The sequence below is a fragment of the Mycetocola sp. TRD_SC_2 genome, from assembly GCF_055361225.1.
In genome coordinates, this window is sequence record NZ_CM143954.1 from 38,496 (window position 1) to 59,755 (window position 21,260).

The following is a 21,260-nucleotide window of genomic DNA, read 5'->3' on the forward strand; positions in this document are numbered from 1 at the left end:
CTGGCCGCGCCGCGGCATCCGCAGCGCTGTGCCATCGTCTGAGCCTATTGCCGACCCGTCATGTGAGCTCCTGCAGGCGGATCATGTTGCCGGCCGGGTCGCGGAACGCGCAGTCACGGATGCCATATGGCTGGTCGGTGGGTTCCTGCACGACCTCTGCCCCGGCGGCTTCGAGCTGCGCGAAGGTGTCGTCGAGTTCTCGGGTGGCGAGATTCACACCGAAGTAGCTGCCCTTGGCGATCAGCTCGAAAAGGGTTTTCGTCTCCTCGTCGGTGAGACCGGGAGCTGCGGTCGGCGGCATGAGCACGATCGACGTGTCCGGCTGGGTGGGCGGTCCGACGGTGATCCAGCGCATGTCTTTGTACCCGACGTCGTTGCGGATGTCGAATTCGAGCACGTCGCGGTAGAAGGCGAGGGATGCCTCGGCATCCGTGTGGGGAAGGAATGATTGGTGGATTGTGATGTTCATGACGATCACGCTAATTCGGGTTCGAGTATTCGCGCTTCTCGATTCCTGACCGGTCTGGTGACCTGTCTGGCGACGCACGGTGCCATGGTGAGCGGCGAGCCGGCATTCTGCTTGCGATACACGCTCGGCGGCACCCCGACCAGTTCGGTGAAGCGGGTGCTGAATGTGCCGAGCGACGAACAGCCGACCGTGAAACACACCTCGGTGACGCTGAGGTCGCTGCACCGAAGGAGCGCCATCGCCCGCTCGATGCGGCGCGTCATCAGGTATGCATAGGGAGATTCTCCGAAGGCGGAGCGGAACTGGCGGCTGAGATGGCCCGCTGACATGTTCGCGCCGCGCGCGAGTGCCTCGACGTCGAGCGGCTGCGCGTACTCACGATCGATGCGATCGCGGACGCGGCGTAACACCGCGAGGTCGAGCAAGTGCTGTACTTCAGCCGCTCTGCTTGTCACCTGCCCGATGGTGCCACGAAAACATCCGTTCTGTCCAGAGGTCTGTATCAGCGAGCACGAAGCTCCCCGAGAACGGTCCCGTCCTCGGCCTCGAGCGTCATCACGCCGCCCACCACCCGACCAGCGACGGCGGAACCGAGCCACGGGTTCACGCCTTCACAGAACCGTTCGGTAGCCACCGTTGCCGGAAAACGGATGCTGCCGTCATCGGCCACCTCCCATGTTCCGGTGAGGGTGTTGCATCCGTCGTTGCCGGTGAAGGTTCCCTTGGATGCGATCGCGAGAAATGCGGCGTTCTCGCCGTCGGTTTCAACCCAGCGGCCCAGGGGAAGCGCGTCCGACCCGATGAAAGGGTCTTGCTGGGAGCACGAAGAAACTCCGATCGCCATGACGAATACCACGGCGATTGGCCCAAGATTTCTCCACCGATTCATGGCCCCTCCTCCTCCACTATGTGGGGCGGTCGGAGCGGGCACAAGAGCGTCAGCTCAGGCTGTTGGACTCAGTAGACGAAGCGCAGTGCGAGAGCGCAGCCGATGGACTGGTTCTCGATCTCGGTGTAGTCGAGCAACTCGCCGGTCGTCACTTCTTCGCGAGCGTCGAAGAGCTCGACCGCACGACGCGCAATGACGGTGGTGTCGACGTTGCCGGTGATGTCGACGGCGGTGATCGTGAGGTTCACGCCGTATTCGTTGGTCGCCTGCCGGCTGATCTTGCCGATCACAGACTGGATCTCTTTGTCCATCCGCGACTTCTGGGTCTCGTCGGCGCCTCGGGCGAGGACCAGTACCTGTGCCGGCTGAGCGAGGAGCGGCAGAAGCTTGTGCAGGGTGCCCGTCAGCGACTGAGCGAGTTCCTTGCGGGCAGAGCGCTCTGCGAGGCTCGCTGCATCGATCGTCAGTACAACGCCGGTGGCCTTGTTTGCCTGCAGCGAGGCGGCGCAGGCCGAAATCTCCTGGGCGCGAACCGCGTCGACGCCGTGGTTCGCAAGCTCACCGAAAACGGCGTCAAACGTTGAGTCCGCGTCGCCGAGGACGAGGATTCGATTGGGGGCGGTGCCGTAATCCGTGCGGGTTACGCGTGAAGGTACATCCGAGCGCTCACCATCGGCGCTCTCTGTGTCGGGCCATTCCGGCTCGACCGATGCCAAGAGCGTAGAAGTTTCGCTCACTGACCTGACTTTTCCGAACACGAGGGTCGAGCTTACACACCTGCTATGTGAATGCAAGAAGAACGTTCTTCCGTTGCCAGTGGAATTCTGGAACACTGCTGTCATCGCAGATTTCATGCAGCGGTGGGGCCGATCGGTTCCGTCCCCGGGGCCGACCGGTTCAGAGAGGGGAACGGGGATGCCTGATCCGGATGTCATCGTCGTAGGCGTCGTGCCGCGCCAGCCGGCGCACGTGCTCGAAGGCGCCGCGGAGTTCGCGTCGCGTTTCGGAGCCATGCTCGTCTGTACGCGCGTGGATCCCAGCCGCTACCTCGTCGAACGTTTTGCTGACGGACGGTTCACCTCCAAACCGGTCGACCCGGAGGCAGCCGGTCTCAGGATCGAGACCTTCGACGAGACCCTGCGGAATCGGATCGCCGACGTCCTCGAGCCGACCGGCGTTCGCTGGAGCGTGCAGCCCCTTGTCGGTGACCCGAGTTCTGAACTGGCAGCGTTCGCAGACCGCGTCGATGCGCTGATGATCGTCGTCGGGACCCGTAAGCCCGGTTTCCGCGGCACCCTTCAGGAATTTTTCACCGGCTCCGTCGCGGCTCACCTGGCGCACCGCCAGCACCGCCCGCTCGTCGTCATCCCGAACCCGGGCACGCGGACCAATGCGCCGCCGCCCTGGGAGACCGGGGCGTGAGCGCGGGCAGCCCGCCAGCGACCTCTCGACCAACGCATTTCCAGCCCAGGCTCGTTGCCCTCGTCATCATTGGCGGCACTCTGGGCACTGCCGCTCGGGAGTCATTCACCCTCTCGATCCCCGACCTCGGCAACTTTCCGCTCGCCACGTACCTGATCAACGTCGTCGGTTCCTTCGCGCTCGGAGTCCTGCTCGAACGTCTCGGCCCAGCAGCGTTCGCCGGGCCGGGGCTTCGGGCGCGACTGCTCCTCGGATCCGGATTCCTTGGCGGCTTTACCACCTACAGTGCTCTTGCGACCCACACCGCCCAGCTGTTCGGCGGCGGCGACGTGGTCACGGCCGTCGTCTACGCGATCGGCACTCTCGGAACCGGTCTCGCCGCCGCGATCATCGGCATCCGGTTGTCTGCCGGCCTGCGCGCTCGCGACGAGGCCCGCGCGTGACCCCCCTCGTCTTCGTCGCCCTCGCACTCGCGGGCGGACTCGGCGCCGGGGCGCGGTTCGTGCTCGACGGGATGCTGTGGCGCCGGCCGGTGCGCTACCCGGTCGGCACGCTCATGATCAACGTGACGGGGTCGTTCCTGCTCGGCCTCGTCGCAGGTCTGGCGCTCGCCGCGGTGCTGCCGGTCGAGGCCCAGCTCATCGTCGGGAGTGGGTTCCTCGGCGGATACACGACGTTCAGCACGGCGAGCGTTGAATCTGTGCGCCTCATCCAGGAGCGGCGGTATGGCAGTGCGCTCGTCAGCAGCGTCGGGATGCTTGTGCTCACGATCGTCGCGAGCGCTGGCGGCCTCCTGCTCGGTTCAGCCGCCTAACCCGTCGCCGAACGCGCAGCGTTGCAGATCAGACGAAGACCGGGACTGTCTCAGGCGCCGGAATGTACCGGCTCCGACCTGAGAGATACCGACCGCCGAGGCCGGCGACGAGGGAACCAAGCCCGCCGGCGACGAGATCCCCGATGGTGTCGTCGTAGGCCACGAAGATGTTCGTGTCGATATAGGTGTGCCCGACCCATTCGGCGACCTCCCACACCACACCGGCGGTGAACCCGAACGCCACGGTCAGCACGATGATTGCACCGAGCGGAACCCGCGTCGCGGCGGGATCCGGCACCACGTGGAATCGGATGGCAACGATGTAGGCGACAGCGGCGACGAGGCCGTTCGCGACGAAGTGAACGACGAGATCCCAGTACAGGAACGCTTCGTAGAGGTCGAGCACCGCGCTCCACGCCGCGATCAGCAGAACAAGCCCGAACGTCGCATCGAGCGCGGGGCGGATGCCGAGAAAGCGCGGGATGACGAGCCCCAGGAGCACGAGCGCGAACACGGCGACATCGACGGCATTCCAGCCGACGAACGCCACCGCGATGCTCAGCACGCCGAGCACGCGCACGCCGTCCGCCGCCAGCTCGGCGACGCCGCGAGGAGGGCGCAAAAACGTCCGGATCATGACGCCAGAATATCCGCTGGGGGCTGGTTACACACCGGGTGACAGGCGAACGCGCGCCTGAACCGGCTCGTGATCCGAGGGCGCAGCGCCGCCGAATCGCGCCGCGTTAATCGCGACGGCCTCGACGCTCACCGACTCGGTGACGAGCATCCAGTCGATGCGTTTGCCGCCTTCCTTTGGCCTCCTGTACCCGGAGAACGTGCTCCACGCCGGGGTCAGTCGGGTATCCGCCGCCGTCCAGGCATCCCGCAGCGGCCCACCCGTCAGGATCCGGTACGGCTCGGACCGCACCCCGGCGTTCATGTCCCCGAGAACGATCGACGGAGCATCCGTGGCCTCGACCAGATCGTTCACCATGCGCGCCGACCTCACGCGCGACGAACGCGACAGGTGGTCGAAGTGCGCGTTGAAGACCGAGAAACGGATTCCGGTGGCTACGTCGGTGAAATCGGCGGACACGACGATGCGCGGCAGCATGTTGCCCCAGGAGCGAGACCCGGCGACGCGAGGGCTGTCTGAGAGCGCCCGCTGAGTCCAGTCGTGAAGAGTGAGCCGACGGGCGTCGAAGAAGAGCGCGCACTGCTCGCCATCACCGTCGGCATTGCGGCCCCGGCCGATCCGGCGGTAGTCGGAGCCGAGCACGTCTCCCACGAAGTCGACCTGGTCCGGGAGCGCTTCCTGCGTGCCGAGGATTGTCGGCAACTCGCGCTGAAGCAATTGCGTCAGAAGAGGCTGCCTGCGCGTCCAGAGGTCAGGGCTGCGCGGGGGGACGTGGGCCATCCGGCGACGGATGTTGTAGGTCATCACGTGCAGATCCGGCGGTTCAACCGGGCCGATCAGCGCGGCATCCGTCATTTCTCCAGCGTAGGGGGCTGCGAGTGCCATGCGGGTCGTGGCTCGCGGTCAGCGACGCCGGAACAGACCGCGAAGCACGGCGAAGCCGATAGCGCCGGCAAGGATCCATGGTCCGCCGACGAGGATCGGGTCGATCCACTGGTGCTTGAGGTCGGCCCGGTTCCTGCCGACGCGGGACGAGAAGCCGTGACGTGTCAGTTCACTGTGGACGCCACTTTGAGTGACGGGGTTGTCGGGCCGGAGAGTCGCGAACGAGCGGAGGTGGCTCTCCACGGCGTCGACCCGGTCGGAGGCAAGCAGAATCAGCCAGTGCGCTGCCTGCGCCTCGCTGTACTTCTTGTAGGCGTAACGGCGCATGACGCCGGACAGTCCTTTCAACGGTGCTGTCGTGCCGAAGACCGGTGGCAGGAACTTGTGCTCGATCGAGCGTTCACGGGGGTACTTCTCCTGCTGGCGCTCCGGAAAGTCCCAATGCGCGCCCGTCGCGCCTGGATCGAAGCGCTCCCGCGGGACGGCCGGGCGGTCCTTGGGGTCGATGTCGGCTCCCCACCCAGGGATGCGGGCGCGGAGTTCCTCGTTGGACTCGCGGCGTTGTGGTGCGTCGGCGGTGTAGGGCATGTTCGTTCCCTTCTATGCGGTCGCGCTCGGAACGATGACCGGCTTGATGCAGTCATCGAGTTTCGCGGAGAAGATGTGGTACCCCTCGGAGATGTGCTCGAGGGGGATCCGGTGGGTGATGATGTCGCTCGGCTTGAGGTACCCGTTCTGGATGTGCTCGAACAGGCGCGGCCACTGCCGTTTGGCCGGGCACTGGTTCATCCGCAGCGTCAGGCCCTTGTTGAGAGCGTCACCGAACTTGATGGCGCTGAACATCGTGCCGTACGCACCCATCACCGAAATCGTGCCACCCTTACGGGCGGAGTCGATTGCCCAGTTGAGTGCGACAGGGGAGCCGCCCTGGAGCTTGAATTTGGCCGATGTCACGTGCTGGATCACGTTGCCGTCTGCTTCAGCGCCGACCGCGTCGATCACGACATCCGCACCGAGATAGTCGGTTGTCTTCTTCATCGTCACGACGATGTCGTCGTGTTCGGCGAAGTTGATCGTTTCGGCGTGGGCGAAGGTGCGGGCTTTCTCGAGCCGGTACTCCAGATGGTCGATCACGATCACCCGGCCGGCACCCATGAGCCAGGCTGACTTCGCGGCAAAGAGTCCGACGGGCCCCGCTCCGAAGATCGCGACCGTGTCACCCTCGGTGATGTCGCCAAGCTGGGCTCCGAAGTAGCCGGTGGCGAGAGCATCCGTGCAGAGCAGCGCATCTTCGTCGTCCATCCATTCGGGGATCAGCGAGGGGCCGACATCCGCGAACGGGACTCGCACGTACTCGCTCTGGCCGCCGTCGTAGCCACCGCAGGTGTGGGAGTAGCCGTAGATGCCTCCGACCGCTGTCGCGTTCGGGTTGACGTTGTGGCAGTTGGAGTAGAGGCCTCTCGCGCAGAAGTAGCACGAGCCGCAATAGATGTTGAACGGCACCATGACCCGGTCGCCGCGTTTGAGGTTCTGCACCGAGGAGCCCACCTCCTCGACGACTCCGATGAACTCGTGGCCGAAGGTTGTGCCAACCCGGGTGTCGGGCATCAGACCGTGGTAGAGGTGCAGATCGGAGCCGCAAATGGCCGCGAGGGTCACCCGGATGATCGCATCATTGGGGTGCTCGATCGCCGGGATGTCCTTCTCTTCAACTCGGACCTTGTATGGCCCGCGGTACACCATCGCTCGCATCAGCATCCTTCCCTCGATTTGGGTTGAGAGGGCAAGCGTCACACCCGTCCTTCGAAGCAGCAAGGGCTTGTCTGCCCGGGGCACCCCGGCTATAGGTTGGGCCAATGGCGCGCATCTCGATCGGAACCTCCGGCTGGAGCTACGACCACTGGGAGCACGTGCTGTACCCGGAGGGGCTCGCCCGCTGGCACCGCCTGGCGCACTATGTCGACCGGTTCGACACCGTCGAGCTGAACGCGAGCTTCTATCACTGGCCACGCGATGCGTCGTTCGCGAGCTGGCGAAACCGGCTTCCGCCCGGGTTCCAGCTGTCGGTGAAAGCGCCGCGCGGGCTCACCCACGCGAAGAAGCTCTACGCGCCCGAAGCGTGGATCGACCGGATCGCCCAGGCCTGGCACGAGCTCGGCGACAAGCGCGCGGTGCTGCTCGTCCAGTTGCCGCCGGGCATGCCGCGTGACGACGCCCGACTCGACTACTTTCTCGGCCGCCTTCCGGACTGGATCCGGGTCGCCGTCGAGTTCCGGCACGACAGCTGGCACACCGACGACGTGTTCCGGATGCTCGAGGCTCACGGCGCCGCGTATTGCGTGATGAGCGGGGCCCGGCTGCCGTGCATTCTGCGGGTCACCTCACCGGTCGCGTATGTGCGACTGCACGGCCCGGACGCCGACTGGCTCTACGGAGGGTCGTACTCCGAAAACGATTTGCGGTGGTGGGCCGATCGCATCCGTGAGTGGAGCGACGCTGGAACGGATGTCTTCGTCTACTTCAACAACGACGGCGGCGGAAACGCCGTGAGAAATGCTGACACCCTGCGGCACTTCGTGGGGTGCTGAACAAGGAGGAACCATGACGAAAGAGTTCAAGGTCGGCGATCGGGTGCGCTGGAATTCGGAAGGCGGGCAGGCCGAGGGCAAGGTGACCAAGGTGCACACGAAGGACGTGGAGTTCATGGGCCGCACCCGCCGGTGCAGCCCGGACGACCCGCAATACGAAGTCACGAGCGACGAGACCGGCAACGACGCGATGCACAAGGGGAGCGCCCTCACGAAGCTGTGACCGCCGCCGATAAGCTGATCGCATGAGCCGATTCGGACCCCTCGAAGCCCGCGGCGACTCCCTTGTTCTCGGTGACGCCGGTGGTCATCATGCCGAGCTGACGGCATCCGCTCTCGTTCTGCGCGAATACCGGGAGCCGCCCGTTTCGCTCGACTGGTCGCGGATCGAGGATGTCACGCTGACGGTTCCCGAAACGCGCTTTCGGTTGCCAGGGCTCGCGACGACGGTTGGACTCGGGATTCTCGGCACCATCTTCCACGATTGGGGCATCGCCGATGACATCGAGGACGGCTCGCTGCGCGTTTCTGTGGTCGGTGCCGATCCGGTGGTCATGCCGGTGACGAGGCACCACGTCGGCGGGTATTGGACCAGGAGCGTCCGGGCGGCGTCAGCGCTGCTCACCCGGCTGGTGGCTGACCCGGCAGCACGGCCGTTGCTCGCGGACCCGGAGCGCGTTGTGAAACTTCTCGCGTCAGGACGATGACGGATGCCTCCGGCCGCTGACGAGGAACGGATCGTTCTCGAGATCCGCGCGGTTCTCGATCGGGCGGTCGAGCGGTTGTCGTCGGCCGAAGCCCGCACCGAGGCGCTCGCCGAATACGTCCCCGAGCACCGCGTGCTTCTCGTGCCGCGACCGGCGGTGCTGCGTTCGCTCGGTCGGGTGTGGAGACTCGGCGTCTTTCTGCTCGGCGCCGACGGCGCGCTGTATGAGACGGGGCAGACCACGCGAGCTCTCGAGCCGGGGCGCCCGGGTTATCAGTCCCAATCGGCTGAGCAGCGGCGGGCGTACCGGGCCGCGGCATCCCGGGGGAAGTTTCCGCGCGGCGAGACGGTGAACTTTGACGCTGAGCCAGTCGAACTGTCGGTTGCGGCGCTGCGGGCGTCGACTGGGCGGTTGTTCCTCGACGGTGACCGACCGCGGGTGCGGTGGAACAAAGTGGCGACCGACGCGGATGCCGTCGACCTCTCGTCGTATCTGGATGACCGGGTGGAGCTGCTCGCGAATCCGCCTGCTGGGGCGTGAGGGTGGTGGGGGCGCCCGCTTTACAGGAGATCACGCGTTTTACCGGATGCTTTCCGCAGATTTCTCCTGCAAATCGTGCGATCGCCTGTTTTGCGAACGTCGCGGCAGCCGTCAGCTGACTGCCTTCTTCACCAGGTCGGCGAGAACCTTCTCATCCTTCTTCGTAAGGGTCGTCAACGCGTAGGCCGTTGGCCACATCGAGCCATCGTCGAGCGCAGCGACGTCGTTGAACCCAAACGTCGAGTAGCGGGTGTCGAACTTCTGCGCCGACTGAAAGAAGCAGAGAACCTTGCCTTCTCTGGCATAGGCGGGCATCCCGTACCAGAGCTTGGGCAAGAGCTCGGGGGCATTCTCGATCACGATCTCGTGCAGCCGCTCGGCGATGGCCCGTTCGGACTCGGGCATCTCTGCGATCTTCTCGCGAACCTCAGCGTCCCCCTTCTCGCGCGCCCTGGCATCCTTCGCATCGCGGCGGGCCTCCGCCTTCAGCTCCGCCGCGCGTTCCTTCATCGCGGCTCGCTCTTCGGCGGAGAACCCGTCGTTCTTCTTGTCGTCTGCGGTCGACTTCGCTGCGTTCATTGCCTGCTCCTTGCTCGGATGTCCTGATCGGATGCTGCAATTGCCACGCTAGAGCGGCTCGAGCGACGGCGCTTCTTGAAATCTGATCGATGGTGCGGGCGGCCGTCGAATAAGCTGGGCGAATTGCGCGCCGCACGACGGAGTCGGCCCCGCATCCTCTGCCCCTTTTGACCTCGATCGGCGACGCCTGTGTCCTCTCCAACGACAGCACCGACTCCAACGGAAGCGCCGTTCCCCTGGATCGGCCTGCTCACGCTCGCCGGCGCCATCTTCGTCTCGGTCACGAGCGAGTTCCTGCCGACGGGACTACTGCCGGACATGGCGAGCGAGCTCGGCGTGAGCATCTCGACCGCGGGCCTGCTCGTCACCGTCTTCGCCGGCACCGTCGTCATTGCAACGACACCGCTCGCAGCGCTCACCCGCAAGTATTCGCGCAAGGGCCTCGTCTTCGTTGTGCTCCTCGTGCTCGCTTTCGCGAACGTGCTGGCTGCCATCGCGCCGACGTACGAGATTCTCGTCGGCGCCCGTATCCTCGGCGGACTCGCACACGGCCTGTTCTGGGCCGTCGTCGCCGCCTACTCCGCCCACCTCGTGCCGAAGCACCAGCTCGGCAAGGCAGTCGCCATCACGGCCGGCGGTGGGTCCGCGGCCTTCGTTCTCGGCGTCCCGGTCGGAACCGCGCTCGGCCACGCGCTCGGCTGGCGGATCGCGTTCGGCATCATCGCCGCGGTCGTCGTTCTCCTCGCTCTTGCAGTGCTCAAATACCTGCCGCCCGTCGACCATCATGTCGTCGTCAAGACCGGCGAGATTGCCATTCCGATGTACAAGGACCGCAGCATCCGCGGGGTCGCTCTGCTCTGTGTCGTCATCGTCATCCTCCTCACCGGGCAAAACACGTACTACACGTACATCGCGCCGTGGCTCGTCGAGGCCGCCGGGTTCCCAGAAACTTCAGTCGCCTTCCTGCTCTTCCTCTTCGGTGGTGCCGGCGCGATCGGCCTCGTGCTCGCAGGCTTCGCGTCCGACCGCTTCCCGAAGCGTGGCTTCGCCTTCGCCCTCCTCGGCGTCATGGCATCCGTTCTCGTTCTCGCCATCTGGTCTGAAAACGCGATCGTCGTCGTTGTCGCATTCGTGGTCTGGGGCGTCTCGTTCGGTGGCCTCCCGGCCATGCTCCAGACCCGGATGCTCCACACCGCCTCGTTCAGGACGCGCGACCTCGCTGCGGCGCTCCAGACCACCGCTTTCAACATCGGCATCGGCGGTGGCGCACTCCTCGGTGGCGTGCTGCTGGACCGGACCGGTATCGAGAACCTCCCGATGGCACTCGTTCTCTTCATCGCCGTCGGCTTCCTCCTGCTGGTGGGAACCGATGCCCTCCGTTCGGCAAGCGCCCGCCGCGCCCTGCAGGCCTGAAAACAGGAGTTCCCGTGGGACACAGCCACTCGCACGACTACACAGTGCCCACCGTTGAAGCGGTCGCAACGAGACGCCGCGCCAACCGGTTGCTCGCCGCGATCCTGATCCCGCTCACTTTGGTGACGATCCTCGGTATGGCACTGCTCTGGCCGAGCGGCGCCGCCGATGATATCGAGGTCGGCAATCCATACTCCGCAGCCGCTGGCGTGAACTTCCAGATCGGAACGGTCGAATCTTTGTCGACCTCCACCTGCCTCTACCCATCGGCAGGTGCTCCCGCCGACCAGCAGTGCACCGTCGCCCACCTCTCGCCGGATGCCGGTGGCGAGACCGTCGCGGTCGAGGTGCCTCCCGAGATCAATCGCGAGGTCGATGTGGTCGCGGGCGACCGTATCCGCTTCCTCGACCTGGGAGAGCGGAGCGAGAGCGCGGCGGCACAGTACTCGTTCGTGGACTTCGTGCGTACGGTGCCGATGGCGCTTCTCGCCGCCATCTACGCCGCCGTCGTGATCCTCGTCGCGCGCTGGCGGGGGCTTCGGGCACTCCTCGGCCTCCTTGGCGCCTATGTCGTCGTCGCCCAGTTCATTCTTCCCGGGCTCGTCGAGGGAAAACCGCCGTTGCTGCTCGGGCTCGTCGGGTCGAGCGTGATCATGATCGCGGTGCTCTACTTCGCCCACGGGTTCTCGGCGCGAACATCGACGGCCCTGCTCGGCACGATCTTCGGCCTCGTCACCACGTCGCTCGTCGCGGCCTGGGCGACCGGCGCCGCCAACCTGACCGGACTCAACGACGAAGCCGACTACACCCTGTCCTACGCCTCCGAGTCCATCTCGCTGTCGGCGATCCTGCTCTGTGGCCTCATCATCTCCGGTCTCGGGGTACTCAATGACGTCACGATCACCCAGTCCTCCGCGGTCTGGGAGATGCACGAACTCGCGCCGGAATCGAGCGCGCGCCGCCTCTTCGCCGGGGCGATGCGTGTGGGGCGCGACCACATCGCATCCACCGTCTACACGATCGTCTTCGCCTACGCCGGCGCTGCTCTGCCGCTGCTCATCCTGCTCTCGCTGCAGAACCGGCCGTTCCTCGAAACCATCTCGAGCGGTGAACTCGCCGAGGAGATCGTGCGTACCCTTGTTGGCTCGATCGGCCTCGTCCTCGCGATCCCGGTGACGACCGCGATCGCCGTACTCGTGGTCAAGGCTGTCGGCTCGGGCTCCTCATCGCCTGTCGAAACGGATGCCGCCGACGCCGGCCCGCGCGCCCCGTCCGTCTCGTGGGCCGCCGCACTTCGTCCGAAGGCCACAGTCCTCGCAGACGCCGGTGTTCCAGCGCCACCCGGCACCGACGCTCCTGCGCATGTCGACAGCTCGACTGCCTCGGCGCCACTGACCCGGCGCGCCCGCAGGCAGCGGGACGCCGCCCTGGACGCCGAGAGCTAACGTCCCGTGTCGGCCTGGCCGGTGTCAGCCTGCGTCGGGGTGGATGTTGTGGTTCCGCCGGAACAGATTCGCCGGGTCGTACTTCTGCTTGATCTCTACGAGCCGGGCGAGGTTTGCCGGTGGGTAGAGCAGCGTCGGGTCTTCACCGTCAGGAGCGCTCGAGAACCCGGCATACGTGCCCTGAAGGTGCGGCGCGACCTCGTCCCAGAGCGACTGCACGCGATCGGCTACCTGAGCCGGTGCCTCGGGAGGAAAAAAAGCGACCGAAATCAGGAGAACTTCACTGTCGCGGAAACCGAACGCGGTCGCATCCTTGGGCACGCGCTGGAACGCCCCGGTGAGGCTACGGAGCATGAGCACCGATCCGCCCAACTCCGCGTACACCCGCGCGATCGCTGCGATCGTGTTCTCATCCAGCTCGCGTGCGAACGCGTTGTGACCCACGATGGTCATGCCTTCAGGAGGATGCACTTCTTCGAGGATGTCTGCGTATGCCTTGGGAGAGATGTCGTCTCCTTCGAAGCCCGGCAGCGCGCGCAACGGAGCGATCGCGGCATCCGCTGTGCCAGCGTCCTCGCCCGCGTACGCGGCCACGATGTGCACTCCGCCGGGCATGTTGGGGAGATCCGGCATCACGAGGAACGTCGTGTTGAGCTCCTCTGGCGCGACGCGCATGATGTCGCGCCAGCCGGCCAGGACGGTCGCGAGATCGACGTCGCTGTAGCGGAGGGCTCCGGCGACGACACCAGAAAGCGGCTGTGCGTGAAAGGTGAAGCTGGTGACGACGCCAAAGTTGCCTCCACCACCGCGGAGAGCCCAGAACAGATCGGCGTTCTCGTCAGCGTTCGCGCGAAGCTGCTCACCGGAGGCGGTGACGACGGATGCCTCGACCAGGCTGTCGAGGGCAAGTCCATGCTGTCGGACCATCCAGCCGATGCCGCCGCCGAGGGTGAGGCCACCGACGCCCACGCTCACGGTGTCGCCGGATGAGATGGCGAGCCCGTCGGCGCCCAGCGCTGTCGCCACGTCGCCCCACGCGGCGCCGGCTCCGATCTGAACGAGGCCGCGATCCCGGTCGAGAATCTCGACGCCGTTAAGCCGCCGCAGGTCAATCACGAGACCACCCACGTTCGTGCTGAATCCGCTGCCGCTGTGTCCGCCGCTGCGGACCGAGAGGACGAGGCCGTGGTCACGCGCGAACGCGACGGCGAGCCGAACGTCCTCGGCATCCGCGACCTGGACGACGAGCGCGGGAGCGCTGGGCTGGCCGTACACGGTTCCGTAGACGGTATGGGCCGCCTCGTACTCCGGATCACCGGGCAGAACGACTGCTCCGGTGGCGGACTCTCGCAAAACGGCGAGTGCACGGTGATGGAGGCTGGCGGTGTCGAGAGTTGTCACGGTCTTCACTCCGAGAGAAACGAAGGGATTTTCCGACGAGTGTTCTCCGGTCGAGCCCGTGCGTCAAGTGGGTCTTAGACCCCGCTCGGCGAATTCTTTGAGTCCTGCAAGGGGAAGACGACCTTCTGCGTGATGATGATGGCGGATGCCGCGACGGGGATCGCGACGAGGGCACCGAGTACTCCACCAATCGCTCCACCGGCGACGGCCGCGATGACGACGATCGCGCCGGGAACGGCGACAGCTCGGTTCATGATCCGCGGGCTGAGCACATACGCCTCGATCTGCATGTAGACGAGGTAGTAGATGCCGGCGATGAGCGCAGTGGCTGGCGAGACGAACAGGCAGATCAGGGTGTTGATGACGGATGCCGTCAGGGTTCCGACGAGTGGGACGAGGGAGCCGAGGAACGCGATCATCGCCAGCAGGAACGGCAGCGGTGCCCCGATGATCGACAGGAAGATGAGGCTCAGGATGCCGTTGGTCGCGGCAAGCGTGAGCTGGCCGACGACGTAGCGGCCGACGGCACCCGTGATCTCCTCGGTGATCGTCGCGAACCCGACCCGGCGGTACTGCGGAACGAAGCGGTAGGCGACGCCCTTCATCGACCGGAGTGACGCGAGGAAGTACAGCGTGAGGATGAGGACGATGATCGCGCCCGTGACCCCGCTGGCAACACCGGCGCCGACGGCAGCGAGTCCGCCGCCGATGGCGACGAGGTTCTTCGGGTCGCTGATGAACTCGATGGCGCTCGAGAGCGCTTCGCTGATGCTCAGCGCGCCACCGAACGCAGTCTCCAGTCCCTCGATGAAGGCGCTCGACTGGATCTCCTTCTGCAGGCGCGGGAAGTCGTCGACGAGGTTCGTCGCCTGTTCGACGAGCACCGGAATCACGGCGAAAAGCAGGGCAGCGAAGAGCCCGAGCACACCGAGAACGACGAGTGCAATGGCGACGCCGCGGTGGATCCGCTTCTCGAGCCAGGTGACGAGCGGATCGAGGCCGAGCGCGAGGAACAGGGCGAGGCCGATGTAGATGAGAACGGTGCCGAGCTGACCCAGGATGCTGGCGATGAGCAGGGAGGTCAGAACGCCGAGTCCGCCGACGAGCCCGATCCGGAAGGCGGCGACGCTGAAGCCGGCCGCACCGGCACCTCGCTGGACAGCGACGTCCGGCTTCAGGTCGGCCTGGTCGATCTCAGCAGATTGTCTTTTCTTGCGCATGGTCCCCACACCTCGGTCGAGCACGGCGGCTCTCGGCGAATGCCTGCCTCTCATCGTGCCGCACGACGACTGCTGTCGCCGTCGCCTCGCCGGAGGTGCTATGCGAATTCGCCGAGCTCAGGCGGCTGGCGCCCGGCGAACGAGACGAATCGCTGTCAGGTCCGTTCCCCTGTGGGCTTCTTCGTCGCGAACACCGTCTGGGGAGAACCCGTTGCGACGGTAGAACGCGAGCGCCCGTTCGTTTTGCTCCGCGACCCAGAGTTGTGCCGCCTCGTCCGGCCGCAGAACGGCGTCGAGCAAATGCTGGCCAGTCCCGCTGCCGTGGTGGGAGCGCAGGAGATACAGCATCTGTACCTCGAGGGCCTCGGCTGGTTCATGACGGGGGTGCTCCCGCGTCAGGACGGGCCCGGCGGCGGCGAACCCGACGATCTCGCCATCGACCTCAGCGAGCACGAGGCGACGTTCCTCCGAGCTGCGGCGCAGCATCCGTTCCCACATTCCGATCCGGCGGGCCTCGGTGGAGTGGTCCCAGAACTCCGGCGGGACGAGCGACTCGTAGGTTTCAATCCAGCACAGCTGGTGCACGCGACCGAGGTCGGCGGCGTCTTCGAGGGTTGGTTCGCGCAGGACTATCGCCATGAAAACCGACCGTACAGGGTGCGCAGAATGCTCTCACCCGAACTGGGAGTGTCCTTTCAGGGAGGATCGAGTACTCTCGGATGTACCCGAAAACCGGGCACGGCAGTAAATCGGCCGCAGCCCACCCGAACATCAGCGTTCTTGATACTGAGAAAAGCGCCGTAAAAACGATGCTTACCGCCGGTTCGAGAATGCCCCCGGAGATATTTGTGATGAGTGACGAGACCAGCCGAAAGCCAGACACGGCCAGCGGCAGCGACTCCACTCCCGACTCTCCCCAGGTGCTCCCCACGCGGCGAAGCCTGCGCAACGCGCGATCCGCTGCGGCGACCGGCGCCACCGCCGGCGACGCAACCGCGACCCCCGTTGAGCCAGCCGCTGACACGGTCGAGCCTGCAGGAGATGCCGTCGAGCCTGCCGCTGAGTCGACCGAGGTCGTCGAAACCGTCGAGATCATTCCGGCGGCAGGAACACCCGATGAGCCGGCAGTAGTGGTCGACATCGAGCCTGCTGTAGACCCGGTCACCCCCGCACTTCCTACTTCCCAGATCCCCGTCGCCGCACCGGTGCCCACCCGCGCTCGACTGGCAGCGCGTGTCGCAGCGACGCCGCCGACGGCATCCGCCCGTTCGGTGCCGCGGCAGTCGCGCTGGAAGTCCATCCGGTCGATGTTGATCGTTGCGATCGCCGTTCCCGGAATCTTCGGCACCGTCGCTCTTCCTGCCTACGCCTTCACCAGCGAAGACTCCGCCGCTATTGCCCCGATTCACGACACCGGGGCCCAGTCGCTGACCGTGGCCAACTGGAGCCGCCCCGCCCTCGCTCGCGACGGGTACTCCGCGACTTCCGCGGAAGAACTGCGCGCTGCCGAAGCAGCAAAGGCTGCAGCTGAGGCAGCGAAGCAGGCCGCCAAGCTCGCCGCCAGCCGCTCGGGTTCGTCTGGAGCCTACGTCTACAACGCAAATGACACCGACCTGTCGGCGTTCCTCGCCACCCGGAGCAGCACCTGGATCAAGCCGCTCAATGCCGGTATCTCGTCGCACTACGGCCCGCGCGGGCTCATCTGCAACGGCGCCGGATGCTCCAACTCCTTCCACGACGGCGTCGACTTCGGTGCCGGTTGCGGCACTCCGATCAAGGCGGTCTCAGCTGGCCGGGTCACCTTCACCGGTTCAGGTGGAGCGTACGGGCAGCGCGTCATCGTCGACCACGGCGGTGGAGTCGAGTCGATCTACGGTCACGTGCAGAGCGGATCGTTCAAGGTGTCCGTCGGCCAGCTCGTCGAGGCCGGGACCGTCGTGGCGAGTGTCGGTGCAACCGGCGTCGTGAGCGGTTGCCACCTCGACCTCAAGATCCGCCTCGGCGGCAACTTCACCAACCCGGTGCCCTACCTGGCTGCGCGAGGCGTCAACCTCTAGACCGGGTGAGCTGCGCCGCTCCTGCGATGCGGCTCAGCGCTTGTACGGAGCGGTTCGGGGTCCAGCGTCGTAGCGGGCGAGAGCATCCGCATCCTGCGCCAGTCGCGAGACGCGGCGAGCGATGTCGAGCGCCTCGACGGGGTCGTCGGCAGCCTCCGCGAGAGCAAGCTGCCGTTCCGCCTCGGCGAGCCGCGTGCGAGCATCCGGCCCCACTCGCGAGCGGTGCTCGGCGATGAACGTTGAGGCGACACCGAGGTGGCTGCGCGCGGAAAAGAGCGCACCCCTCAGCGCCTCTCGAGCCGAGTCGATCCGTTGCTGGCGGCTGCGGGCGCTCGAGAGAGCGGCGTCGAGCCGGTCTTCGGCCTCTCGGAGGGTGTCGAGCCGGTCGAGCGGGTCGGGTAAATCGGTGCGATCGCTCGCGCGAGTCAGCGCCGCCGTGGCGAGGTCGATTCCCGCTGTGATCTCGTCGACGGCTTCGGGCACCTCGGTCGCGTCCCTGCGGCGTCTCGCGTCGTCAACGGTCGCCTGCACCCGGTCGACAGCGGCGCCGAGTTCCGCATTCGCGGCATCGAGTCCTGCTGCCGTCCGCGACACGCTGTCGAGCGCGTGCCTCGCAGTGAGGAGATGCTGAGAGGCGTTGTCGAGTTCTTCGGCAGCGGTCTCGCGCGCGGATACCCGCAACTCCGCCTGGGCCAGGGCGGCACGCGCTTGCGCGAGGGAGTCCCGCGCGCGGCCCGTGGCATCCGTCACCGCTGAGAACGTCGCGGGTGCGTAGCTCGAAGACAGCCGCTCGATGGTCGGTTCGGCATCTGCCACGCGACCCTCCGTCACGTCGATACTCCGCCGAAGTTCGGCGACGAGGTCGGGAGCGTTGCGCTCGATCGCGCGGCGCTCGTCGAGCTGCTTCGTCTGCTCACTCAGAGTGCTGTCGACGGATGTGCACAGCTCGAGGATCCGGGAATTCCAGCGCCGGCGCTGCGATTCGCTGTCGGGAACAGCGTCGGCGAGCTGCTGGTGAAGCTGGAATGCCTCGCGCAACTGCTCGCGAGCGGATGCCACGGCGCGCGCGAAATCGGCGGCAGCGGCTTCACCGAATTGGGCGGCAGCGAAATCCACCTCGTCCTCGGCGGAGCGCACGAGATCATCGGTGCGCACGAGTGCGACTCCGGCCTGCTGCTCGAGCGCTGCCAGGGTGTTTTGCGTTGCGGTTCCGAATCGTCGGCGTCGCGTTGCCGTCACCCGCACCATGACGAACACGGCGAGACCGGCCGTGCCGAACACGATGAGGGACGGGAGCCACCAGAGTCCGTCAGTCATGGCATCCAGCCTATGGGCCAGCGGTGAGATCTCGCCGGAAGGCGGCCTCAGCCGAGGAGGAGTTTGGAGAGCTGGTCGGTCGAGTGCACGACGGCCATGGCGTGAGTTGCTTCGGCGGGAGAGCCGTAACCCCACTCGACCATGATCGTCGGAATTCCGTGGACCGCTGCGCCCTCGACGTCGTGGTGGCGGTCGCCGACGAGCACGCTGTGCGTGGTGTCGATGCCCTCGGCGTGGAGGCGCACGATCGCTTCAGCGACGACATCCGCTTTCGCGCTGCGTGTCTCGTCTTCTGACGCACCGCAGATGATCGTGAAGTAGTCGCTCAGACCGAAGTGATCGAGGACAGCGTGGATCTGGGACTCGGGCTTGCTGCTCGCGATTGCCGTGGGGATGCCGCTGGCGGCGACCTGCTTGATCAGGCCCGCCATTCCCGGGTAGACGGCAGAGCCCGACCAGGGGCCGTCCTCGTCCGAGATGGAACGGTAGACGAGCAGGGCGTCGAAAGCCTCGGTCGGCGACATGCCGGCGCGGAGTTCGAGGGACTCGAGCATGGGCGGGCCGACCCAGTGGAGCAGTTCGTCTTCTGAGGGCACCGGCAGATCGAGCGCCGCGAACATCTTGGCTAGGCGCGCGGTGATGCCGGGTGCGGAATCCGTGATCGTCCCGTCGAGGTCGAAGAGAATGGTCGACCAGGTGCGGTTGACGACGAAGGAACCTGTGCTCGTCAGTTCAGGAGATGAAATAGACATAGGAACTCCATAGTAGGCAGTTTGGCGATTCACTCGACAATCCCCGGACGAACCGGGCACTCATCAGAACAGTCGACCGTCTGCGTTGTCAAGGCCTCGCATTGCGTCGTAATCGAGCACGAGGCAGCGGATGCCGCGATCTTCGGCGAGGGTTCGCGCCTGGGGCTTGATCTCCTGGGCAGCGAAAACACCCCGAACTGGGGCGAGGTGTGGGTCACGATTCATGAGCTCGAGGTACCGGGTGAGCTGCTCGACGCCGTCGATGTCGCCGCGGCGCTTCAGCTCTACGGCGACGGATGCCCCGGCTTCGTCCCGCGCGAGGATATCGACGGGCCCGATGGCGGTCATGAACTCGCGGCGCACGAGAGTATGCCCGATGCCCAGGAGGTCGATCTGCTCGGCGAGGAGCTTCTGCAGGTGGGCTTCGACGCCGTCCTTCTGAAGGCCGGGGTCGACGCCGAATTCGTGCTCGGAATCTGAGAAGACCTCGTACACCGACACGATCAGCTGGTCGCCCGTTTTCGCATGGGTGACTTTCCAAAGTTGCGTGATGCCGGCATCCGTCTGGTCATCGTCGGGTTCGACGACGCTCAGCGTGCAGGGTGGGCTCATCCAGTTGAGCGGCTTGTAGCTGCCACCGTCGGAGTGCACCAGAAGGCTTCCGTCGCTCTTGAGCATGAGCAGGCGGGTGGCGAGGGGTAGGTGAGCCGAGAGTCGACCGGCATAGTCAACGGAACACTTCGCAATCACCAAACGCACTCGACGAGTGTAGCCCGGGATGCCTGTGAGCCGACGCCGAGGTGCCGCGCCGCTTAATCCGCTAGAGTGGAAAGCTTCGCTTTCCGCTCTCGCGCAGCGGGGGAGGCCAGCCCGGACAGCACCACGAGTACGAGCACGACGAACAGGGCGTTGAGCAGTCCAACGGCATCGCCGAGGAGCCCGATCAGCGGCGGCCCGACGAGAAAAGCCAGGTATCCGATCATCGCGACGGCGCTCACGCGCGCCGCAGCGTTCTTGCCTTCAGCGGCAGCCGACATCCCGAGCGGGAACCCGAGGGCACTTCCGAGGCCCCACAGCGCCGTGCCGAGGATGACGAGCCAGAGGTCCGTGCCGAGGATGAAGATCAACAGACCGGCAACGGCAGACACCGCCGAAACCTGCAGCACGCGCACGCGCCCGAAGCGATCGATGAGCGGACCGCCGGCAACGCGCCCGACGGTCATTGCTGACACGAACACACCAAACACGATCGCGCCGGTCGGCTCGGACTGACCGTGACCCTCGACGGCGGCGAGGGCGAGCCAGTCGTTGGCGCTTCCCTCTGCGAATGCCATCCCGAGCATGACCACGCCGATGAGGATGAGCCGCAGGTCGGCCCACACCGACAGGTTCGCCTTGAGGCGCGCCTGCCAGCCCGGCTTGTTCGAGTGCGTCGGGGTTTCGTCGCCCAGCTCTTCACGCACGGGGACGAAACGCACGGCGATGATGGCGGCGACGGCGATGATCCCGGCCATGGCGATCGCGTGCCAGACCACCCCGATCTGCAGGGCGGATGCCGCGGCACCGATCCCGGCACCGATAACGGTCCCGAGGCTGAAGCACGCGTGCATCAGCGGCAGCACCGTCTTGCCGAGCTCGGTTTCAGCCGCGGCGCCCTCAACATTCATCATCACGTCTACGCTGCCGTTGCCGAAGCCGAACAGGGCGAGCCCGACGAAGACGAGCACCGGCGAGAACACGATTCCAGCACCGATCCCGATGAGCACGAGCCCGGCTGCAACGAAACTCAGGGAGAGCACCATGCCGGAGCGCGCACCGATCCGGGCCATCAGCCAGGCCGACGCCATCAGGCCGAGGATCGACCCGGCACTCATCCCCAGGATGAGGATGCCGATCGACCCGGTCGTGACGTCGAGGTTCGCCTTGATCTCCGGCAGTCGCGCCGCCCAAGTTGCGATGCTCAGCCCGGAGAGTGTGAAGATCACGAAGATGGCGTTACGCCAGGCGACGAGCTCACGACGAGGGCGGAGAGCGGATGCTGCGGGCGCGGGAGAAGAGGTCATGTCACTTCGAATGTCGGTTCGCGGAAAAGCGAAAGAGACGTCGAATCGATTCGAGCCGACGT

Annotated in this window: 26 protein-coding genes; 10 read left to right on the forward strand and 16 right to left on the reverse strand. The window is 65.9% G+C overall.

Annotation, left to right across the window (positions count from 1 at the left end; genetic code table 11):
- Positions 1 to 58 precede the first annotated feature (58 nt).
- The 4 genes from ACWA1Q_RS00205 to ACWA1Q_RS00220 form a co-directional block, all read right to left on the reverse strand.
- The gene (locus ACWA1Q_RS00205; RefSeq protein WP_463758554.1) at positions 59 to 469 is read right to left on the reverse strand and encodes a VOC family protein; all 411 of its coding nucleotides are present in this window, start codon (positions 467 to 469) and stop codon (positions 59 to 61) included.
- A 5-nt stretch (positions 470 to 474) separates the two neighbouring features.
- Positions 475 to 924, reverse strand: coding sequence for a helix-turn-helix transcriptional regulator (locus tag ACWA1Q_RS00210; protein ID WP_463758556.1), 450 nt, complete (start codon positions 922 to 924; stop codon positions 475 to 477).
- 47 nt (positions 925 to 971) lie between these two features.
- Positions 972 to 1,358 carry an META domain-containing protein gene (locus tag ACWA1Q_RS00215; protein ID WP_463758557.1) on the reverse strand — a complete coding sequence of 129 codons (387 nt, stop codon included), beginning with the start codon at positions 1,356 to 1,358 and terminating at the stop codon, positions 972 to 974.
- Between the two features lie 68 nt (positions 1,359 to 1,426).
- On the reverse strand, positions 1,427 to 2,095 hold the full coding sequence (locus tag ACWA1Q_RS00220; RefSeq protein ID WP_463758559.1) for a hypothetical protein: 669 nt from the start codon (positions 2,093 to 2,095) through the stop codon (positions 1,427 to 1,429).
- Between the two features lie 178 nt (positions 2,096 to 2,273).
- Between ACWA1Q_RS00220 and ACWA1Q_RS00225 the strand changes: the two genes are divergently transcribed.
- The 3 genes from ACWA1Q_RS00225 to crcB are packed head-to-tail and all read left to right on the forward strand — an operon-like array spanning position 2,274 to position 3,594.
- Positions 2,274 to 2,780 (forward strand): universal stress protein, encoded by a 507-nt coding sequence (locus tag ACWA1Q_RS00225; protein ID WP_463758560.1) that lies wholly within the window; start codon positions 2,274 to 2,276, stop codon positions 2,778 to 2,780.
- Positions 2,777 to 3,223, forward strand: coding sequence for a fluoride efflux transporter FluC (locus tag ACWA1Q_RS00230; RefSeq protein WP_463758562.1), 447 nt, complete (start codon positions 2,777 to 2,779; stop codon positions 3,221 to 3,223). The genes ACWA1Q_RS00225 and ACWA1Q_RS00230 overlap by 4 nt, the downstream gene beginning before the upstream one ends.
- Positions 3,220 to 3,594: a fluoride efflux transporter CrcB gene (gene crcB / locus ACWA1Q_RS00235; protein WP_463758564.1), complete on the forward strand. Its 375-nt coding sequence runs from the start codon at positions 3,220 to 3,222 to the stop codon at positions 3,592 to 3,594. Before ACWA1Q_RS00230 ends, crcB begins: the two co-directional genes overlap by 4 nt.
- A gap of 28 nt (positions 3,595 to 3,622) precedes the next feature.
- On the opposite strand, the gene ACWA1Q_RS00240 is transcribed toward crcB, so the two are convergent.
- Genes ACWA1Q_RS00240 through ACWA1Q_RS00255 form a run of 4 tightly spaced genes read right to left on the reverse strand, consistent with a single transcriptional unit; the run spans position 3,623 to position 6,868 of the window.
- Positions 3,623 to 4,231, reverse strand: a complete 609-nt coding sequence (locus ACWA1Q_RS00240) for a DUF2238 domain-containing protein (protein WP_463758565.1) — start codon at positions 4,229 to 4,231, stop codon at positions 3,623 to 3,625.
- Between the two features lie 27 nt (positions 4,232 to 4,258).
- Entirely contained in the window at positions 4,259 to 5,116 is an 858-nt protein-coding gene (locus ACWA1Q_RS00245; RefSeq protein ID WP_463758567.1) for an endonuclease/exonuclease/phosphatase family protein, read from the reverse strand.
- Between the two features lie 18 nt (positions 5,117 to 5,134).
- Positions 5,135 to 5,704, reverse strand: coding sequence for a hypothetical protein (locus tag ACWA1Q_RS00250; RefSeq protein ID WP_463758568.1), 570 nt, complete (start codon positions 5,702 to 5,704; stop codon positions 5,135 to 5,137).
- A gap of 12 nt (positions 5,705 to 5,716) precedes the next feature.
- Positions 5,717 to 6,868, reverse strand: coding sequence for a zinc-dependent alcohol dehydrogenase (locus tag ACWA1Q_RS00255; RefSeq protein WP_463758569.1), 1,152 nt, complete (start codon positions 6,866 to 6,868; stop codon positions 5,717 to 5,719).
- Between the two features lie 104 nt (positions 6,869 to 6,972).
- Between ACWA1Q_RS00255 and ACWA1Q_RS00260 the strand changes: the two genes are divergently transcribed.
- The 4 genes from ACWA1Q_RS00260 to ACWA1Q_RS00275 are packed head-to-tail and all read left to right on the forward strand — an operon-like array spanning position 6,973 to position 8,951.
- Positions 6,973 to 7,704, forward strand: a complete 732-nt coding sequence (locus ACWA1Q_RS00260) for a DUF72 domain-containing protein (RefSeq protein WP_463758571.1) — start codon at positions 6,973 to 6,975, stop codon at positions 7,702 to 7,704.
- 13 nt (positions 7,705 to 7,717) lie between these two features.
- A complete protein-coding gene (locus tag ACWA1Q_RS00265) occupies positions 7,718 to 7,927 on the forward strand; it encodes a hypervirulence associated TUDOR domain-containing protein (RefSeq protein WP_463758572.1) in 210 nt (69 codons plus the stop codon).
- Positions 7,928 to 7,949: 22 nt separating this feature from the next.
- Entirely contained in the window at positions 7,950 to 8,411 is a 462-nt protein-coding gene (locus tag ACWA1Q_RS00270; RefSeq protein WP_463758574.1) for a hypothetical protein, read from the forward strand.
- A gap of 3 nt (positions 8,412 to 8,414) precedes the next feature.
- Positions 8,415 to 8,951 carry a hypothetical protein gene (locus ACWA1Q_RS00275; protein ID WP_463758575.1) on the forward strand — a complete coding sequence of 179 codons (537 nt, stop codon included), beginning with the start codon at positions 8,415 to 8,417 and terminating at the stop codon, positions 8,949 to 8,951.
- 111 nt (positions 8,952 to 9,062) lie between these two features.
- Here ACWA1Q_RS00275 and ACWA1Q_RS00280 read toward each other — a convergent pair whose 3' ends face one another.
- A complete protein-coding gene (locus ACWA1Q_RS00280; RefSeq protein ID WP_463758577.1) occupies positions 9,063 to 9,530 on the reverse strand; it encodes an iron chaperone in 468 nt (155 codons plus the stop codon).
- Positions 9,531 to 9,719: 189 nt separating this feature from the next.
- Between ACWA1Q_RS00280 and ACWA1Q_RS00285 the strand changes: the two genes are divergently transcribed.
- Together ACWA1Q_RS00285 and ACWA1Q_RS00290 are read left to right on the forward strand one after the other, a co-directional pair.
- The gene (locus tag ACWA1Q_RS00285; protein WP_463758579.1) at positions 9,720 to 10,943 is read left to right on the forward strand and encodes an MFS transporter; all 1,224 of its coding nucleotides are present in this window, start codon (positions 9,720 to 9,722) and stop codon (positions 10,941 to 10,943) included.
- A gap of 14 nt (positions 10,944 to 10,957) precedes the next feature.
- Complete coding sequence (locus ACWA1Q_RS00290; protein WP_463758581.1) at positions 10,958 to 12,388, forward strand: YibE/F family protein; 1,431 nt, start codon at positions 10,958 to 10,960, stop codon at positions 12,386 to 12,388.
- 24 nt (positions 12,389 to 12,412) lie between these two features.
- Here the strand turns inward: ACWA1Q_RS00290 and ACWA1Q_RS00295 are convergent, their stop codons facing one another.
- The 3 genes from ACWA1Q_RS00295 to ACWA1Q_RS00305 form a co-directional block, all read right to left on the reverse strand.
- Positions 12,413 to 13,789, reverse strand: coding sequence for an FAD-binding oxidoreductase (locus tag ACWA1Q_RS00295; protein WP_463758583.1), 1,377 nt, complete (start codon positions 13,787 to 13,789; stop codon positions 12,413 to 12,415).
- A 74-nt stretch (positions 13,790 to 13,863) separates the two neighbouring features.
- A complete protein-coding gene (locus ACWA1Q_RS00300) occupies positions 13,864 to 15,009 on the reverse strand; it encodes an AI-2E family transporter (protein WP_463758585.1) in 1,146 nt (381 codons plus the stop codon).
- A gap of 117 nt (positions 15,010 to 15,126) precedes the next feature.
- Complete coding sequence (locus tag ACWA1Q_RS00305) at positions 15,127 to 15,648, reverse strand: N-acetyltransferase family protein (RefSeq protein WP_463758587.1); 522 nt, start codon at positions 15,646 to 15,648, stop codon at positions 15,127 to 15,129.
- Between the two features lie 212 nt (positions 15,649 to 15,860).
- Between ACWA1Q_RS00305 and ACWA1Q_RS00310 the strand changes: the two genes are divergently transcribed.
- Complete coding sequence (locus ACWA1Q_RS00310; protein WP_463758589.1) at positions 15,861 to 17,066, forward strand: M23 family metallopeptidase; 1,206 nt, start codon at positions 15,861 to 15,863, stop codon at positions 17,064 to 17,066.
- A 33-nt stretch (positions 17,067 to 17,099) separates the two neighbouring features.
- Here the strand turns inward: ACWA1Q_RS00310 and ACWA1Q_RS00315 are convergent, their stop codons facing one another.
- The 4 genes from ACWA1Q_RS00315 to ACWA1Q_RS00330 all read right to left on the reverse strand — a co-directional run bounded on the left by ACWA1Q_RS00315 (position 17,100) and on the right by ACWA1Q_RS00330 (position 21,198).
- The gene (locus tag ACWA1Q_RS00315) at positions 17,100 to 18,383 is read right to left on the reverse strand and encodes a hypothetical protein (RefSeq protein WP_463758591.1); all 1,284 of its coding nucleotides are present in this window, start codon (positions 18,381 to 18,383) and stop codon (positions 17,100 to 17,102) included.
- Between the two features lie 47 nt (positions 18,384 to 18,430).
- A complete protein-coding gene (locus ACWA1Q_RS00320) occupies positions 18,431 to 19,135 on the reverse strand; it encodes an HAD hydrolase-like protein (RefSeq protein ID WP_463758592.1) in 705 nt (234 codons plus the stop codon).
- Positions 19,136 to 19,198: 63 nt separating this feature from the next.
- Positions 19,199 to 19,894 carry an endonuclease NucS gene (nucS, locus tag ACWA1Q_RS00325; protein ID WP_463758594.1) on the reverse strand — a complete coding sequence of 232 codons (696 nt, stop codon included), beginning with the start codon at positions 19,892 to 19,894 and terminating at the stop codon, positions 19,199 to 19,201.
- A 53-nt stretch (positions 19,895 to 19,947) separates the two neighbouring features.
- Complete coding sequence (locus ACWA1Q_RS00330) at positions 19,948 to 21,198, reverse strand: MFS transporter (protein ID WP_463758595.1); 1,251 nt, start codon at positions 21,196 to 21,198, stop codon at positions 19,948 to 19,950.
- Positions 21,199 to 21,260: the final 62 nt, after the last annotated feature.